Source organism: Streptomyces sp. NPDC050147, assembly GCF_040660195.1.
In the GTDB taxonomy this organism is placed as follows: Bacteria; Actinomycetota; Actinomycetes; order Streptomycetales; family Streptomycetaceae; genus Streptomyces.
The window spans coordinates 19,363-33,347 of the sequence record NZ_JBFALJ010000028.1 but is presented as its reverse complement, the minus strand read 5'-3'; the positions used below and the strand labels follow the sequence as shown (position 1 = coordinate 33,347).

The following is a 13,985-nucleotide window of genomic DNA, read 5'->3' as shown; positions in this document are numbered from 1 at the left end:
CTCACGCTCGCCGCAATACCCTTGCCGGGTCGGCCGGTTGAGCGGATATGTCTGTCGATCAGTGCGGGTCGGTCTGGCCGGGCAGCAACCAGTCAGTGACCCTGGCCTTGTAGATCCAGCTGGCCTTGTCCGGAGCGAAGTACCGCGCCTGCGGCCACTCCAGGTTCACACGGTCACTGCCGAAGACGTTCGGCTCCTGTGCCCCCTGTGAGCTGGTCCATATGCCGCGCCCGCTGCGGTGCCGGGAATAGGACTTCACCTTGCGCTCGAAGTGGCCGTCGAGTGTCGGTCGTGAGCCGGACACATCGATGCGGAAGGCCAGATTCGTGCCCGTTGCCCAGAGCACGTCGGACTCAGCTCCATCCAGCGTGAGGTCGTGGCCGTTGTTGAACGCGGGGTTCCACACACGCAGTTCCGGCACTTCCTCCAGCTGAACGCTTTCGCGCCAGCCGGTGACCCGGTATCCCTGGAGCGTGATGTACCCGTGTATCCACAGGGTGCCAGTGATCTTCCCCGGGTCGCCGGGGTTGTCCTGGTGGTACTGCCAGGCCGCTCCGTGCGCCTGCCGGAACGGATACGGTTCGCCCACGGGTGTGAAGGCGCCGCCGCTGTTCCGGGGTGCCGTGAAGAGTTGGTAGCAGCCACCTCGCCTGCCGCCTCCGCCGGGGAGGCCGGGTGTGCGAGTGCCGACGACGACAATGGCGTTCGCCGATGGCAGGTACTCGATGCTGTGCGGATACATGCTCAGACCGTCGATCGAGGCCAACTGCTGGCCGTCGGACTGCCGGTGGATGACCACCCGTCCGTTCCTCGTGTCCCCGCCGACGATCATGTACGCGACTCCGCCGCTTTCATCGCCGTTGATCCACGGCAGCCATCGATACTTGAGCTCCAGCGGCTGCCACTGGATCTTCAGCGGATCTCGCTGCTGGAGAAACCGGCCATTGCCGTCCACCTTGCCGGTGTTCACCCACTCGATCTGGCATCTGGCTGGGTTCGCGTCGAGCAGAGCCAGGTCGAAGTGGTCCAGGGTCGGCTCCGCCCCTCGCGCGGGCGTGGCCAATGTTCCCAGGGCTCCGGCGGATGCGGCGGCTGCCGCCCCGCTCAGTAACCGTCGACGATTTATGCTCATGTGATCCTCCATTGATCCATGATCCATCGGTGTGTGGTAAGTCGAGCGGGACGTTACGGGGAACTCCACCGAGGGGGGTCAACCGAGGGTTTGAGATCAGACGTAAACTTCTGCAGTAGCCTGCGGGGCCATTCTGCTTCTGCCGTCAGCCTTGTCCCCGGTCCGCGCTCGCGGCCGGCCTCCGAGCGAGGGCACCGGGGTCGTCACGGCAAGGAGCAGCGGTGCCCGCGGGAATGCGCCGTTCTCCTACGAGCCGAAGCCTCACCCCACTTGCGAAGCCGAGCCGTCTGTTGTCGGTCTGACGGCCCGGCCCTCACTTCAGATGTCGGGTGAAGAACTGGCCTGCGGCATCCCCCGCGAACTGCGGGACGCCGGTGTGCCCGCCGAGATGGGCGTGCAGGGACTTCTCCTTGGAGTCGAAGGCGTCGAACAGGTCCAGGGCCGCCTGCCGGTCGTTGCCTTCGTCGTCCCACTGCAGCAGGACGTGCAGGGGAATGGTGACTTGGCGGGCCTCCTCGAACATGGCGCGAGGTACGAAACTCCCGGCGAACAGAACGGCGGCCGCGATGCGCGGCTCGACCACCGCCAGCCGGATGCCGATGGAGATCACTCCTCCCGAGTACCCGACCGGACCGCCGATCTCGGGCAGTGAAAGGAGGGCGTCCAGGGCGGCCTGCCACTCCGGGGCAGCCTTTTCGACCAGCGGGAGGATGAGTGCGTCGATGATCTCGTCGCTCACCGGCTCGCCGGCCTCCATCGCCCGGCGCAGGTCGGCGCGGGCCTGCTCGGCGGCGGGCAGGCGGGGCCGGTCGCCGCTTCCGGGGAGCTCGATGGTGGCTGTGGCGAAGCCGTCCGCCGCACAGTGACGGGCTCGGGCCACCAACCGGGGGTACATCTTGCGCAGCCCGAGGGGAGGGTGGCCGAGCAGAATCAGCGGTGCCGGTGCGGATGCCGGTGCGGGTGTCCACAGGATGCCGGGGATCTGACCGAGGGTGAATTCGCGTTCGAGGACGCCGTCGTCGAGGCGCTGCGCGGAAGTGAAGTGCATGGTCGTGCCTTTCGGGAGTGCACCGGAACGGCGCTCCCGGGCGACCTGCCTATCGCCCGACCGTGACCCCGGAGGGGAGCACCCATGTCGATACTGCGTTCACGGGTACCACCTCCTCGATCTCTCGCACGGCCTCCGGGAAAGTAGCAGTGCTCGCCCTCGTCCGGCTAGGGGTTTTCCGCGAGACTCCTCGGCCGAGTGGCCTCCCACCTCGTCCGGCCCGGACCCCCTGCAGCGCCCACCTCGTCCGGCCCCCGCCCCCACCGGCGCCTTACTCCTCCGGCGCCCGGAGCCGTCGTACCCGCGCCGGGGCGGGACCGGTCGACTCGCGCGCCACGTAGGTGGTGCGCAGGGTGTGGCGGCGGGGCTTGGCCGTGGAGCCGTTGATGCGGCGGACCAGGATGTCGGCCGCGAGTCCGCCCAGTTCCTGCACCGGCTGGCCGACCACGCTCAGCCGTGGCCGGACCAGCGTGGCCCACTCCGCGTCGTCGAAGCCGATGACGGAGACGTCGCCGGGGATGTGGGCACCGAGGTCGAGCAGGGCGTCGAGGGTGCCGAGCGTGGCCACGTTGTCGGTGGTGAACAGCGCGGTGGGACGGTCATCGGAGGTCATCAGTTCCAGTACGGCGGAACGCGCCCAGGCCCGGTCGTAGCCGGTGTGCCGGATGATCTCCGCCTCGCGCGGGATACCGGCGGCGCGCAGGGCCTGGCGGTAGCCGGTGAGCCGCTCGGTCGTGGTCCAGATGTCGGCGCCCGGGGCCAGCAGCGTCGCGTTCTCGTCGGGGGAGGCCGAGGTGACCACCGCGATACGGGTGTGCCCCTCGCCGGTGAACCTGGTCACCGCGGCCTTGGCGGCACCGCGGTTGTCCACCACGACCGTGTCCAGCGCGGCACCACTGAGGGCACGGTCCAGCAGGACCACGGGAACGCCGGAGGCGACGGCTCTGTCGAGGTGCGCGTGGTCGGCGGCGGCGGGCGCCACGACCAGGCCGTCCACGCGCCGTTCGATGAACAGCTGCACCGCGGACCGCTCCGTCTCACCGTCCTCGTCGCTGTTGGCGAGGACGACCTGGAGGCCGGCCTTGGCCGCGACGTCGGTGACGCCGCGCACCGCGCGGGCGAAGTAGGCGTTCTCCACGTCGGCGACGACCACGCCGAGCGTGTGGGTGCGTCCGCTGATCATGCTGCGGGCCACCGCGTTGGTGCTGTAACCGAGTTCGGCGGCGGCGGCCAGCACGCGTTCTCGGGTGGCCGCGCTCGCCGACCCGTATCCGCCCAGGACGCGGGCAGCGGTGGCCTGGCCCACGTCGGCGTGCCGGGCGACGTCGGGGATGGTGACGCGACGCGGCGGCCGTGGGGTGTTCGGCATGGGCGGTCTCTTCACAAGTGACGGCTCGGCGGGCACCGAGGAACGGGGCGATGAAATCCGGCGCCATTCAACCATTGACGGGCAGCGGCTGCCGGTGGGTAAGGTACGGGCTCGTTGGTAACGTTATCAAAATTCGCGGACGCCACCGGCACCCGTCCGTCTGCCTGCCTTTCCCGGGCCGACCACGGGACGCCCGGCTGCACAGTCGCCCAGTCGCTCCGAATCCATGCTCCGCTCCGCGCTCCCGCCCCGAACACCGGAGGTCCCACGGATGGCAACCGACACCCTCTCGCCGCCATCGGCCACAGGCCCGGCCATCACTCTCGTCGACGTGGTCAAGGGCTTCGGCGGTGCCGGTGCCCAGGACGCGGCAGCCGTCCGCGGCGTCAACCTCACCATCCACGAAGGCGAGTTCTTCTCCCTCCTTGGACCGTCCGGCTGCGGCAAGACCACCACCCTGCGGATGATCGCCGGGTTCGAGGAGCCGACCGGCGGTCAGATCCTGCTGCACGGCCGCGACATGGTCGGCGTACCGGCCAACAAGCGCGACATCAACATGGTCTTCCAGTCCTACGCACTCTTCCCGCACCTGAGCGTCGCCGACAACGTGGCGTTCGGGCTGCGCCGCAAGCGTGTGCCGAAGGACGAGATCCGTGACCGTGTCGAGAAGATCCTGCGCACCGTCGAACTCACCGACAAGGCCGACCGCCGCCCCCGTCAGCTCTCCGGAGGCCAGCAGCAACGCGTCGCCCTCGCCCGCGCCCTCGTCAACCGCCCCCGCGCGCTGCTGCTCGACGAACCGCTCGGCGCCCTCGACCTGAAGCTGCGTCAGTCCATGCAACTGGAGCTGAAGCAGATCCAGCGCGAGGTCGGCATCACCTTCATCTACGTCACGCACGACCAGGCCGAGGCCCTGACCATGTCCGACCGGATCGCGGTGATGAACAACGGCCTGGTCGAGCAGGTCGCCACGCCCCAGGAGGTGTACGAGCGGCCCGCCACCGCGTTCGTGGCCGGGTTCATCGGCACCTCGAACCTGATCGGCGGGTGTCTCACCTCCGTCGGTACCGACACCGGGGTCCTCGACCTCGGAGACGGCCAGCGCGTCGCCGTCCCGCTGCGCGGTTCACACAGCGCCGGAGCCCACGTCGAACTCACCGTGCGACCGGAGAAGATCACACTGACCACCCGGCCTGCCGACACTCCCAGCCGTATCCGCGGCACCGTCCGCGAGGTGGTCTACCTCGGCACCTCGACCAGTTACACGGTCGACACCGCCACCGGCGCGGAGATGACCGTCTTCCAGCCCAACGACGGCACCGCCTCCGCCAACCCGGCCCGCGGTGACTCCGTCTGGCTCTCCTGGGCCACCGACCACTCCTACCTGCTCACCACCGCTCCCACCCCCGTGGCGACCGCCGCGGCCCCGGGTTCCCTCACCCCGCGCTGACGACAGGCAGACCACCATGCCCGAGCACTTGACACCCTCCGCGCCCCGGCTGCGCGGGCTGACCGAGCAGCGCCTCTCGCGGCGCGGCCTGCTGCGCGCCGCGCTCGGCGCCACCGCGCTGGCCCCGCTCGCCGCGTGCAGCGTTCCCGGCGCCCGCGTCCACGTCCCCACCGGCAAGGCGGAGATCGCCGAGGCCGTCAGCGACTTCTGGACCGGCAAGAAGCGCTCCGGAAAGCTGGACTTCGTCAACTACACCCAGTACATCGACGTCGACCCCGCCGACCAGAGCAAGCACCCCACCCTGGAGGCCTTCACCCGCGAGAACGGCATCAAGGTCACGTACAACGAGCTGATCGACGACAGCGCCTCGTGGTTCGGCAAGATCCAGCCCGAGTTCTCCTCCGGCCAGGGCATCGGGTACGACCTGATGGTCGTCGGCGGCGACAGTTACCTCACCAAGTACATCCAGCTCGGCTACCTCGCCCCGCTCGACCACACCCGGTTGCCCACCTTCGCGAAGTACGGCGGCGCCGCGTTCAAGAACTCGTCCTTCGATCCCGGCAACGTCTACACCGTGCCCTGGCAGTCCGGCATGACCGGCATCGGCTACGACCCGGCACAGGTCGGCCGGAAGATCACCAGCTGGCAGGACCTGCTCGACCCCAAGCTGCACGGCAAGGTCGGCATGTGGAACGACGCGGTGCAGATGGGCAACGTCGCCCTGCTGGCCACCGGCGTCGACCCGGAGACCTCCACTCCCGCGGACTGGCGCAAGGCGGCGGCCTGGCTGCGCAAGCAACGCGACGCCGGCATGGTCCGCTCGTACTCCACCGCGACCTATCAGTCCTCCCTCCAGCGCGGCGACCTGGCGGCCTCCCTCGTGTACTCGGGCGACGTCTTCCAGGCCAACCAGAGCGGCTCGGAGCTGGAGTTCGTCATCCCCGACGAGGGCGGTCTGCTCTGGACCGACAACCTCTGCATCCCCTCGACGGCCTCGCACCCCGTCGACGCGCTGACCTACATGGACTACGTCTACCGGCCCGAGGTCGCCGCGAGGATCAGCGAGACCGTGCAGTTCGTCTGCCCCGTCCCCGGCGCGCAGAAGGTCGTCGCACGCCACGCGGCCGAGGCCACCGGCAAGCGGCACACCGTGCTCGACGCCCTGAGCACCAGCCCCCTGGTCTTCCCGACCGAAGCCGACGAAGCGAAGCTGCGCCGTTTGAGGGTGCTCGACCAAGAGGAGGAGAAGCAGTGGAACGCGCTGTTCGAACCGATCTACCAGGCGTGAAGAAGCGCCGCCGCGGCCGGGGCGCGGCGGCGCTTGCCCCCTACTGGATGATCCTGCCGGGCTGGCTGTGGCTGGCCGCCTTCTTCATCACGCCCGTGATCGTGATGGTGTCGCTGTCGCTGCAGACCGGCGACTTCATCGACGGCTTCCGCCAGACCTGGCACTTCCAGACCTACGCCGACGCGATCAGCACCTACCACGTGCAACTGGTGCGATCCCTGATCTACGGCGCCGCGGCCACCGTCTGCTGCTTGCTCATCGGTTACCCGGTGGCCTACTGGATCGCCTTCCGGGCCGGGCGGCACAAGTCGGTGTTCCTCTTCGTGCTCCTGCTGCCGTTCTTCGTCTCCTTCGTCATCCGCACCCAGTCCTGGAACGTGGTGCTCGCCGACCACGGCGTCATGCTCGGACCGCTGAAGGACATGGGTCTGCTCTCCGACGACTTCCACCTCCTTGCCACGCCCTACGCGGTGATCGGCGGACTGACCTACAACTTCCTGCCGTTCATGGTGCTCCCCATCTACGTCGCCCTGGAACGGGTGGACGCCAAAGTGATCGAAGCCTCCACCGACCTGTACGCCTCCAAGGCGGGGACCTTTCTGCGCGTGGTCCTGCCTCTGTCGCTGCCCGGCGTCTTCGCCGGAGTACTGCTGACCTTCGTGCCCGCCTCCGCCGACTACGTCAACGCCAGCATTCTCGGCGGGCCTTCCACGACGATGATCGGCAACATCATCAAGACCGAGTACTTCACCAACCTCGACTATCCCGGCGCCGCCTCCCTGTCGTTCGTCCTCATGGGCGCGCTGCTGCTCGCGGTGTTCACCTACGCCCGCGCCCTGGGCACCGACGACGTGCTGGAGGCGACCGCGCGATGACCACACAGACCGCCATCCCGGCCCTCGACACGCCGCCCACCACACGGCGGAAGCGCAAGGCCCGCCGCCGCCCCACCCTGACCCTGTACACCTTCCTGATACTGGCCTGGCTGCTGCTGCCGATCGCCGTCATGATCCTGTTCGGCTTCAACGACACCCGCAGCAAGGTGAACTTCACCTGGCAGGGCTTCACCCTGAACTGGTACGAGCACCTGTTCGCCATTCCGAACCTGACCTCCGCACTGGTCAACAGCCTCACCATCGCCCTGATCGTCGCCGTGGTCGCCACCCTGCTCGGCACTCCGATCGGCCTTGCCCTCGGCCGCTACCGCTTCCGCGGCCGGGGCTCCATGAACCTGCTCATGTTCGCCGCCATCGCGGCGCCCGAAATCGCCCTGGGCGCCGCCCTGTTGTCGCTGTTCATCGTCATGGGCGTGCCGCGCGGCTACTGGACGGTCGTCATCGCGCACGTGGCGTTCTGCATCCCGTACGTCGCCATCACCGTACGGGCGCGCATGGCGGGGCACGACCCGACGCTGGAGGAAGCCGCCCGTGACCTCGGCGCGGGGCCCTGGACGGCGTTCCGGCTCGTCACCCTGCCGATGCTGCTGCCCGGCGTGGCCTCCGGCGCCCTGCTGTGCTTCGCGCTGTCCATCGACAACTACGTCATCACCAGCTTCAACGCCGGCCGTACGGTCACCTTCCCGCTGTGGGTCTACAGCGCCAGCCGTACCGGCGTGCCCCCACAAGTCAACGTCATGGGGACGCTCATCTTCGTCGGCGGCCTGGTCATCGCCACAGCGAACGTCCTGTACTCCCGGCGCCGCCCGGCCTGACCGGCCGGTGCGGATCAACCCTCACCACCCTCACCACGCCCAAAGGAAATCATCACCGTGCACTCTTTGCTGTCCTTCAACGAAGCCGAGTTCGTCTCCCAGACGCAGAGCCTCGTCGCGCTGCGCCCGCAGATCGAGAAGGTCGTCGACCGGCTCGTCGACGAGGGGTACGACAACATCCTCCTCGTGGGAGCGGGCGGGACGTACGCGCAGATGTGGCCCTACGAGCACCTCGCGCGGCGCACCTCGCTGCTCCCCGTCCGGGCCGCCGTCGCCGCGGAACTGGTCGTCTCGGGCGACGCCCGCCTCGGTGAGCGCACCGTCGCCGTCTTCACCTCCGTCTCCGGCACCACCGAGGACAGCCTCAGCGCCATCGACTACTGCAAGTCCCGGGGCGCCCACACGATCGCCTTCACCGGCATCGCCGACTCTCCCGTCGCCCAGAACGTCGACGTCGCGCTGATCTCCGAGCCCAAGGCCTGGCCCTTCGACGTCCAGTTGCTGCTGTTCCTGGGCCGACTGCTCTCCCACCGGGGCGAGTTCGAGGGATACGAGCGCCTCGCCGACGAACTCGCGGGCCTGCCGCGCATCCTGGTGGACGTCGCCCGGCAGGCCGAGCCGGTGGCGGCGGCCTTCGCCGACGCCCACAAGGACAACGACTACCACTTCCTCATCGGTGGCGGGAACCTGTGGGGGTTCACCTACCTGTACTCCATGTGCATCCTCGAGGAGATGCAGTGGCTGCGCACCACTCGGGTGCACAGCGCGGAGTTCTTCCACGGTTCGCTGGAGCTGCTTGAGGCGGACACCAGCGTGATCATTTTCCAGGGTGAGGACGAGACCCGGGCGCTCACGGACCGGGCCGAGGCGTTCGCCAAGCGCGTCTCCAAGGACGTCACCGTCTTCGACACCCGTGACTACGCCTTGGAGGGCATCAGTCCCGAGTTCCGCGGGCTGCTCGCGCCGCTGGTGCTCGACACCGTGATGGACCGGGTCAGCAAGCACCTTGAGCGGGCCCGTGACCACTCGCTCGACCTGCGCCGCTACTACCGCGTCATGGACTACTGACCCGTCGGGCCGATTCCCTAGTCCATCCACCTTGTGCGCCGGTGCCCCGGTACCGGTGCGCCCATGGCGGGCGCGGCGTTCCCGCACGCCGCGCCCGCGCCTCGGGAGACCTGATGAACGTCCTCGGCTTCGGTGACAACACCGTCGACCGCTTCGTGGACCGCGGCACCGACTACCCCGGCGGCAACTGTGTCAACGTCGCCGTCTACGCGCACCGGCTCGGCCTGGAAGCCGCCTACTTGGGAGTGTTCGGCGACGACGACCTCGCTGCATTCGTGCGCACGTCCGTGGCAGCGCAGGGCGTCGCAGTGGAGCGCAGCCTGGTGTGCCCCGGTGACACCTCGGTCTCCACCCTGCACGTGCGGGACGGTGACCGGGTGTTCCTCGGCTACGACGATGGCACCGTCCGCGAGCAACTCACCCTGGACGACGCCATGATGGCGTACGCGGCGTCGTTCGCGCTCGTGCACTCCAGCGTCTACTCCGGCACCGAAGCCGAACTCCCTCGGCTGGCCGCGGCCGGCCCGCTGGTCAGTTTCGACTTCTCCGACGAGGCGGAATACCGCACCCCCGCCTACCTCGACCGCGTCTGCCCCCACGTCGATCTCGCACTGCTGTCGTGCTCGCACCTGGACGAGCCCGCCACGCGCGCTCTCCTCGCCGAAGCCGTGCGGCGGGGTGCCGGAATGGCGCTGGCCACCCGGGGCCTCGACGGGGCGATCGTGTACGACGGCAGGGTCACGGTCACCGCGCCGTCCCGTCCCGCGGACCCCGCTGCCATGTCGGACACGATGGGCTGTGGGGACGCCTTCCTCGCCGGATTCGTCGTGTCACTCCTGCGTGAGGGCTGGTCCCGGCAGGCGCCGCCGGCCCGTGAAGCACTGGAACGCGCCCTGCGGCACGGCTCGCAGGCGGCGTACGACCAGTGCTTCGTGGAGGCCGCTTTCGGCCGCGGCCGTCCGACACCGGTACAGACGCCGACACCGGCGCCGACACCAACCCCGGCCGTCGGTGAACTGGGCACATGAGAACGGCCTCGCGCCCAGGGTCGCCACCGCCAGCAGTCCCGCCCAGGGCCGTTGACCGCCTGCCTTCAGCAGGCTGCGGAGACCTGGTCGAGGAGTACGGGTGCGGCGGTGCTGTTGATGACGTCATCGATGGTGGTCCCCGGGGCGGTTTCCACCAGGGCCAGGCCGTTGTCCGTCACGTCGAGGACGCCGAGGTCGGTGATGATGCGGTGGACGCATCGCTCGCCGGTGAGGGGCAGTTCGCATGCTTCCAGAATCTTTGGGCTGCCGTCCTTGGCGGTGTGGTCCATGAGGACGATGACATGGCGGGCCCCGTGGACCAGGTCCATTGCGCCGCCCATCCCTTTGACCATCTTGCCGGGGACCATCCAGTTGGCCAGGTCGCCCCGCGCGGAGACTTGCATGGCGCCGAGGACGGCGGTGTCGATGTGGCCGCCGCGGATCATGCCGAAGGACAGGGCAGAGTCGAAGAAGGCGGCCCCGGGCAGGACGGTGACGGTCTCCTTGCCGGCATTGACGAGGTCGGGGTCGACCTGCTCTTCGTACGGGTAGGGGCCCGTGCCCAGGATGCCGTTCTCGGAGTGCAGGACGACGTGCACGCCGGGCGGGAGGTGGCCGGGTATGAGGGTGGGCAGGCCGATGCCGAGGTTGACGTAGGAGCCATCGGTGAGTTCCGCGGCGGCCCGGGCTGCCATGTGCTCGCGGGTCCAGGTCATCGGGAGCGTACCGTCCTTTTCTCGATCGGCTTGTCGGCTGCCTGAGCCGGGGTGAGCTGTATGACGCGCTGGACGAAAACGCCCGGCACGTGGATGTGGTCGTCGGGCAGTTCGCCGGGTTCGACCAACTCCTCGACCTCGGCGATCGTGGTCTGTCCGGCCATGGCGGCGAGGGGGTTGAAGTTGGCGGCGGCCCGGCGGAAGACGAGGTTGCCGTGAGGATCGCCGCGCCAGGCCCGGACCAGGGCGTAGTCGGTTGTGATGGCGTGCTCCAGGACGTGTGTGCGCCCGGCGAAGACCCGGGTTTCCTTGGGGGGAGAGGCGATGGCGGTCGTTCCGTCGGGCGCGTAGCGCCAAGGCAGTCCGCCGGTGGCGATCTGTGTGCCCACGCCCGCCGGGGTGTAGAAGGCCGGAATACCTGTGCCGCCGGCCCGCAGTCGCTCGGCGAGCGTTCCCTGGGGCACCAGTTCCACTTCCAGTTCCCCGCTCAGGTACTGGCGGGCGAACTCCTTGTTCTCGCCGACGTAGGAGCTGATGACCCGGGATATGCGGCCTGAACCCAGCAGGATGCCCAGGCCGCGCCCGTCCACGCCGCAGTTGTTGGAGACCACCTCGAGGTCGTCGGCGCCCTGCTCGTGGAGTGCCCGGATGAGTGTGTCGGGTACGCCGCTGAGACCGAATCCGCCGACGGCCAGGGTCGCTCCGGCAGGGATGTCGGCCACTGCTCGGGTAGCCGACGCCGTCGTCTTGTTCATGAAAGGCCCTTCGTGGGAAGGCGGGGACGCCTTGGCGACGGGGCGGGCCGCCGGTGTGCCGGGCGCCGCCAAGTGCGGCGCCCGGCACAGGCGTTGGACGTTCTCGTCCCAACCGGTGAGCGTCAGTCGTTTTCGTGCGCGGTGATGAAGGAACGCATCTTCGCCAGCGCTGTGGCGTTGGAGATGATCAGGAAGTGGTTGGGTGCCATGGGCCCGCTCATGAGGTAGTTCTCGTCCGCGCCGGCCAGCATCGCGGTGTCGACGGGCGTGGCGTTGTAGTCGGCTGTCGACCTGATCGTGAGGTAGTCGATCTTGTCGTTGGAGGGGACCTCGGAGGGGTTGTTCAGGGCCTTGAGGAAGGGGGTGTTGGGGGAGGCGAACTGCTGGCAGGACACGTACCACTGGCAGCCGTTGTTGGTGGTGCCGTGCTGCGGTCCGGCGAAGCCGACGTACTGGGAGACCTTGTCGGCGCCGTCGAGGTTCTTGATGTAGTAGCGGGCGGCGAGGGTGGAGGCGGACCATGTGGCGAGGACGACCTTGTCGGCCCCGGTCTGGCTGCGGACCTGGTCGACCTTGGCCGAGAGCTGCTGGGCGGCCTTGGCCAGGTCCTGCGTCATGTTGCTGCTGTCGGTCCAGGTGAACAGCCTGTTCGCGGGCCAGCCGTTGGTCTGCAGGTTGGACTTCATGGGGTTCATGTTGGCCGGGGTGCCGGTCATGCCCGGGATCATGATCACCGGGTCGTGTCCGGCAGCGGCGGGCGCCGGCTGGGGCGCTGCGCCGGACGCCTGGGTGGCCAGGCCCAGCAGACTCGTGGTCAGCAGGGCCGCGACGGAGGCACTGAGCAGCCGCCGTGTACAGGCTGGTCGCCGACTGCCTGTGTGCGTCGATGCCGTCCCGCTGGGCCTCATGGATGCAAACAGCATGTGGATGCTCCTAACCCGTCGTACGGTCACCGAGCGCTGATGTGCGGCTCGCGCTCAGCAGGATGCCGACAGGAGTTGTGGGGTGTGGTGACACCGAGGACGCTAGAACCGCCTGCTGCAGCAGTCAGATGGGTACAGCGCACCTCTTTCGCCCCTCGCGGTGTCCGCTCCAGCCATTACGTCTTGGCCGTACGGGCCGGGACGCGAGCGACCCGTCGGCGCCCCGGCCGCGTGGGCACGCGGAGTATGCACTCGGCACACGCCTGACGCGCTGTGTATGTGCGCTGCTCCCCTCGTGGAGTCGTGCAGTAGCGGCATACGGTCATGGCGACTCGGCCGGGACTGTGAACGACGGCAGATTGTCCTGGGCGCCGTCCGACGTGCGGTTGCCCGGGTCACCGGCGCGTGCGCGACGTCGCGCGGTCTCGGTCTGCTCGGTCTGCGCCTGCTGCGCACCTCGCCCCGCGGCTGCGGCTGTCGGATGTCGCGACGGCGCACTGCGCCGCACACATCCGCCCGGCCCTCATCGCTACATTCGCCCAACTCTCGGAGGACACACAATGATTCGGTTCGGAATCATCGGCGGCGGGCTCATGGGGCACGGGATCGCTGTTGCTCTGGCTCGGGCAGGACACCGTGTCGTCGTGTACGACGCGGAATCTGCGACTCTGGCATCGCTCGATGAGCGCATCGTGCGGGCCCTGGAACGCTGCGACATGCTGCCGGGCGATGTCGGGCTGGTGACCGCGCGCATCACAGCGGTGAAAACACTGTCGGACCTGGTGCTGCGGGTAGATGCCGTGATCGAAGCCGTCCCCGAGCGCCTCGACGTCAAGCAGCAGGTCCTGCAGGCGCTGGAAGCGAAGATTCCGGCCGTGATGCCGGTGTGGTCCAACACCTCGGTGCTCTCGCTCACCGAGGTGGCCAAAGGCATGCGGCACCCGCAGCGGCTGGTGGGAGTGCACTGGTGGAACCCGCCGTACGTCATTCCACTGGTCGAGGTCGCCCCGGGAGCGGAGACGGACCACCGGTTCGTGCAGGAAGCGTGCGACGTGCTGAACGAGATGGGCAAGACGACGGTGCGCCTGCACCGCGATGTCCCGGGATTCATCGGCAACCGGCTCCAGTTCGCGCTGGTACGGGAGGCACTGCATCTGCTGGAGCAGGAAGTCTGCGACCCGGTGACGATCGACACGGTCATGCGGGCGAGCCTGGGCCTGCGCTGGTCGGCCGTGGGCCCCATGGAGAACGCGGATTTCATCGGACTGGACCTGACCAGGAACATCCTCGACAGCCTGGCGCCCCATTTGTCGACCGAGATCACCTCCCCCGCGCTCGACAAGCCCCTCGCCGCCGGACACCGAGGCCGCGCCTCCGGAGGCGGGCTGCTGACCTGGCCGGCCGGGCGGGACGAAGAAGTGGCACAGCGCCTGGACAGCGGCATCCGCCGCAACCTCGGCCAGCCGTAAAGCGCCCAGGTGGGCCGCTGGTGCTCCT

General features: G+C 68.7%; 13 protein-coding genes. 7 read left to right on the top strand and 6 right to left on the bottom strand.

The window, feature by feature from the left end:
• Nucleotides 1–58 precede the first annotated feature (58 nt).
• The 3 genes from AB0I94_RS33615 to AB0I94_RS33605 all read right to left on the bottom strand — a co-directional run bounded on the left by AB0I94_RS33615 (nt 59) and on the right by AB0I94_RS33605 (nt 3,549).
• Complete coding sequence (locus tag AB0I94_RS33615) at nt 59–1,132, bottom strand: hypothetical protein (RefSeq protein WP_363313515.1); 1,074 nt, start codon at nt 1,130–1,132, stop codon at nt 59–61.
• Nucleotides 1,133–1,445: 313 nt separating this feature from the next.
• The gene (locus AB0I94_RS33610) at nt 1,446–2,180 is read right to left on the bottom strand and encodes an alpha/beta hydrolase (protein WP_363313514.1); all 735 of its coding nucleotides are present in this window, start codon (nt 2,178–2,180) and stop codon (nt 1,446–1,448) included.
• 271 nt (nt 2,181–2,451) lie between these two features.
• Nucleotides 2,452–3,549 (bottom strand): LacI family DNA-binding transcriptional regulator, encoded by a 1,098-nt coding sequence (locus AB0I94_RS33605; protein WP_363313513.1) that lies wholly within the window; start codon nt 3,547–3,549, stop codon nt 2,452–2,454.
• A 271-nt stretch (nt 3,550–3,820) separates the two neighbouring features.
• Between AB0I94_RS33605 and AB0I94_RS33600 the strand changes: the two genes are divergently transcribed.
• The 6 genes from AB0I94_RS33600 to AB0I94_RS33575 all read left to right on the top strand — a co-directional run bounded on the left by AB0I94_RS33600 (nt 3,821) and on the right by AB0I94_RS33575 (nt 10,094).
• On the top strand, nt 3,821–4,999 hold the full coding sequence (locus tag AB0I94_RS33600) for an ABC transporter ATP-binding protein (RefSeq protein ID WP_363313512.1): 1,179 nt from the start codon (nt 3,821–3,823) through the stop codon (nt 4,997–4,999).
• A 16-nt stretch (nt 5,000–5,015) separates the two neighbouring features.
• Complete coding sequence (locus AB0I94_RS33595; protein ID WP_363313511.1) at nt 5,016–6,287, top strand: spermidine/putrescine ABC transporter substrate-binding protein; 1,272 nt, start codon at nt 5,016–5,018, stop codon at nt 6,285–6,287.
• 47 nt (nt 6,288–6,334) lie between these two features.
• Nucleotides 6,335–7,162, top strand: a complete 828-nt coding sequence (locus AB0I94_RS33590; RefSeq protein ID WP_363313602.1) for an ABC transporter permease — start codon at nt 6,335–6,337, stop codon at nt 7,160–7,162.
• Nucleotides 7,159–7,998, top strand: a complete 840-nt coding sequence (locus tag AB0I94_RS33585) for an ABC transporter permease (RefSeq protein WP_363313510.1) — start codon at nt 7,159–7,161, stop codon at nt 7,996–7,998. Before AB0I94_RS33590 ends, AB0I94_RS33585 begins: the two co-directional genes overlap by 4 nt.
• 57 nt (nt 7,999–8,055) lie before the next feature.
• Nucleotides 8,056–9,066, top strand: a complete 1,011-nt coding sequence (locus AB0I94_RS33580; RefSeq protein ID WP_363313509.1) for an SIS domain-containing protein — start codon at nt 8,056–8,058, stop codon at nt 9,064–9,066.
• Between the two features lie 113 nt (nt 9,067–9,179).
• Nucleotides 9,180–10,094, top strand: coding sequence for a PfkB family carbohydrate kinase (locus AB0I94_RS33575; protein ID WP_363313508.1), 915 nt, complete (start codon nt 9,180–9,182; stop codon nt 10,092–10,094).
• Nucleotides 10,095–10,159: 65 nt separating this feature from the next.
• On the opposite strand, the gene AB0I94_RS33570 is transcribed toward AB0I94_RS33575, so the two are convergent.
• The 3 genes from AB0I94_RS33570 to AB0I94_RS33560 all read right to left on the bottom strand — a co-directional run bounded on the left by AB0I94_RS33570 (nt 10,160) and on the right by AB0I94_RS33560 (nt 12,488).
• On the bottom strand, nt 10,160–10,810 hold the full coding sequence (locus AB0I94_RS33570) for a CoA transferase subunit B (RefSeq protein WP_363313507.1): 651 nt from the start codon (nt 10,808–10,810) through the stop codon (nt 10,160–10,162).
• Complete coding sequence (locus AB0I94_RS33565) at nt 10,807–11,565, bottom strand: CoA transferase subunit A (RefSeq protein WP_363313506.1); 759 nt, start codon at nt 11,563–11,565, stop codon at nt 10,807–10,809. Before AB0I94_RS33565 ends, AB0I94_RS33570 begins: the two co-directional genes overlap by 4 nt.
• Nucleotides 11,566–11,687: 122 nt before the next feature.
• Nucleotides 11,688–12,488, bottom strand: a complete 801-nt coding sequence (locus AB0I94_RS33560; protein WP_363313505.1) for a hypothetical protein — start codon at nt 12,486–12,488, stop codon at nt 11,688–11,690.
• Nucleotides 12,489–12,550: 62 nt separating this feature from the next.
• On the opposite strand from AB0I94_RS33560, the gene AB0I94_RS33555 reads away from it, so the two are divergent.
• Nucleotides 12,551–13,957 (top strand): 3-hydroxyacyl-CoA dehydrogenase NAD-binding domain-containing protein, encoded by a 1,407-nt coding sequence (locus AB0I94_RS33555; protein WP_363313601.1) that lies wholly within the window; start codon nt 12,551–12,553, stop codon nt 13,955–13,957.
• Nucleotides 13,958–13,985 lie beyond the last annotated feature (28 nt).

Bases quoted from the DNA above. Each gene is read 5' to 3' on its own strand.
- AB0I94_RS33615 (WP_363313515.1), bottom strand. From the start codon at position 1,132: ATGAGCATAAATCGTCGACGGTTACTGAGCGGGGCGGCAGCCGCCGCA.
- AB0I94_RS33610 (WP_363313514.1), bottom strand. From the start codon at position 2,180: ATGCACTTCACTTCCGCGCAGCGCCTCGACGACGGCGTCCTCGAACGC.
- AB0I94_RS33605 (WP_363313513.1), bottom strand. From the start codon at position 3,549: ATGCCGAACACCCCACGGCCGCCGCGTCGCGTCACCATCCCCGACGTC.
- AB0I94_RS33600 (WP_363313512.1), top strand. From the start codon at position 3,821: ATGGCAACCGACACCCTCTCGCCGCCATCGGCCACAGGCCCGGCCATC.
- AB0I94_RS33595 (WP_363313511.1), top strand. From the start codon at position 5,016: ATGCCCGAGCACTTGACACCCTCCGCGCCCCGGCTGCGCGGGCTGACC.
- AB0I94_RS33590 (WP_363313602.1), top strand. From the start codon at position 6,335: ATGATCCTGCCGGGCTGGCTGTGGCTGGCCGCCTTCTTCATCACGCCC.
- AB0I94_RS33585 (WP_363313510.1), top strand. From the start codon at position 7,159: ATGACCACACAGACCGCCATCCCGGCCCTCGACACGCCGCCCACCACA.
- AB0I94_RS33575 (WP_363313508.1), top strand. From the start codon at position 9,180: ATGAACGTCCTCGGCTTCGGTGACAACACCGTCGACCGCTTCGTGGAC.
- AB0I94_RS33570 (WP_363313507.1), bottom strand. From the start codon at position 10,810: ATGACCTGGACCCGCGAGCACATGGCAGCCCGGGCCGCCGCGGAACTC.
- AB0I94_RS33565 (WP_363313506.1), bottom strand. From the start codon at position 11,565: ATGAACAAGACGACGGCGTCGGCTACCCGAGCAGTGGCCGACATCCCT.
- AB0I94_RS33560 (WP_363313505.1), bottom strand. From the start codon at position 12,488: ATGCTGTTTGCATCCATGAGGCCCAGCGGGACGGCATCGACGCACACA.
- AB0I94_RS33555 (WP_363313601.1), top strand. From the start codon at position 12,551: ATGCCGACAGGAGTTGTGGGGTGTGGTGACACCGAGGACGCTAGAACC.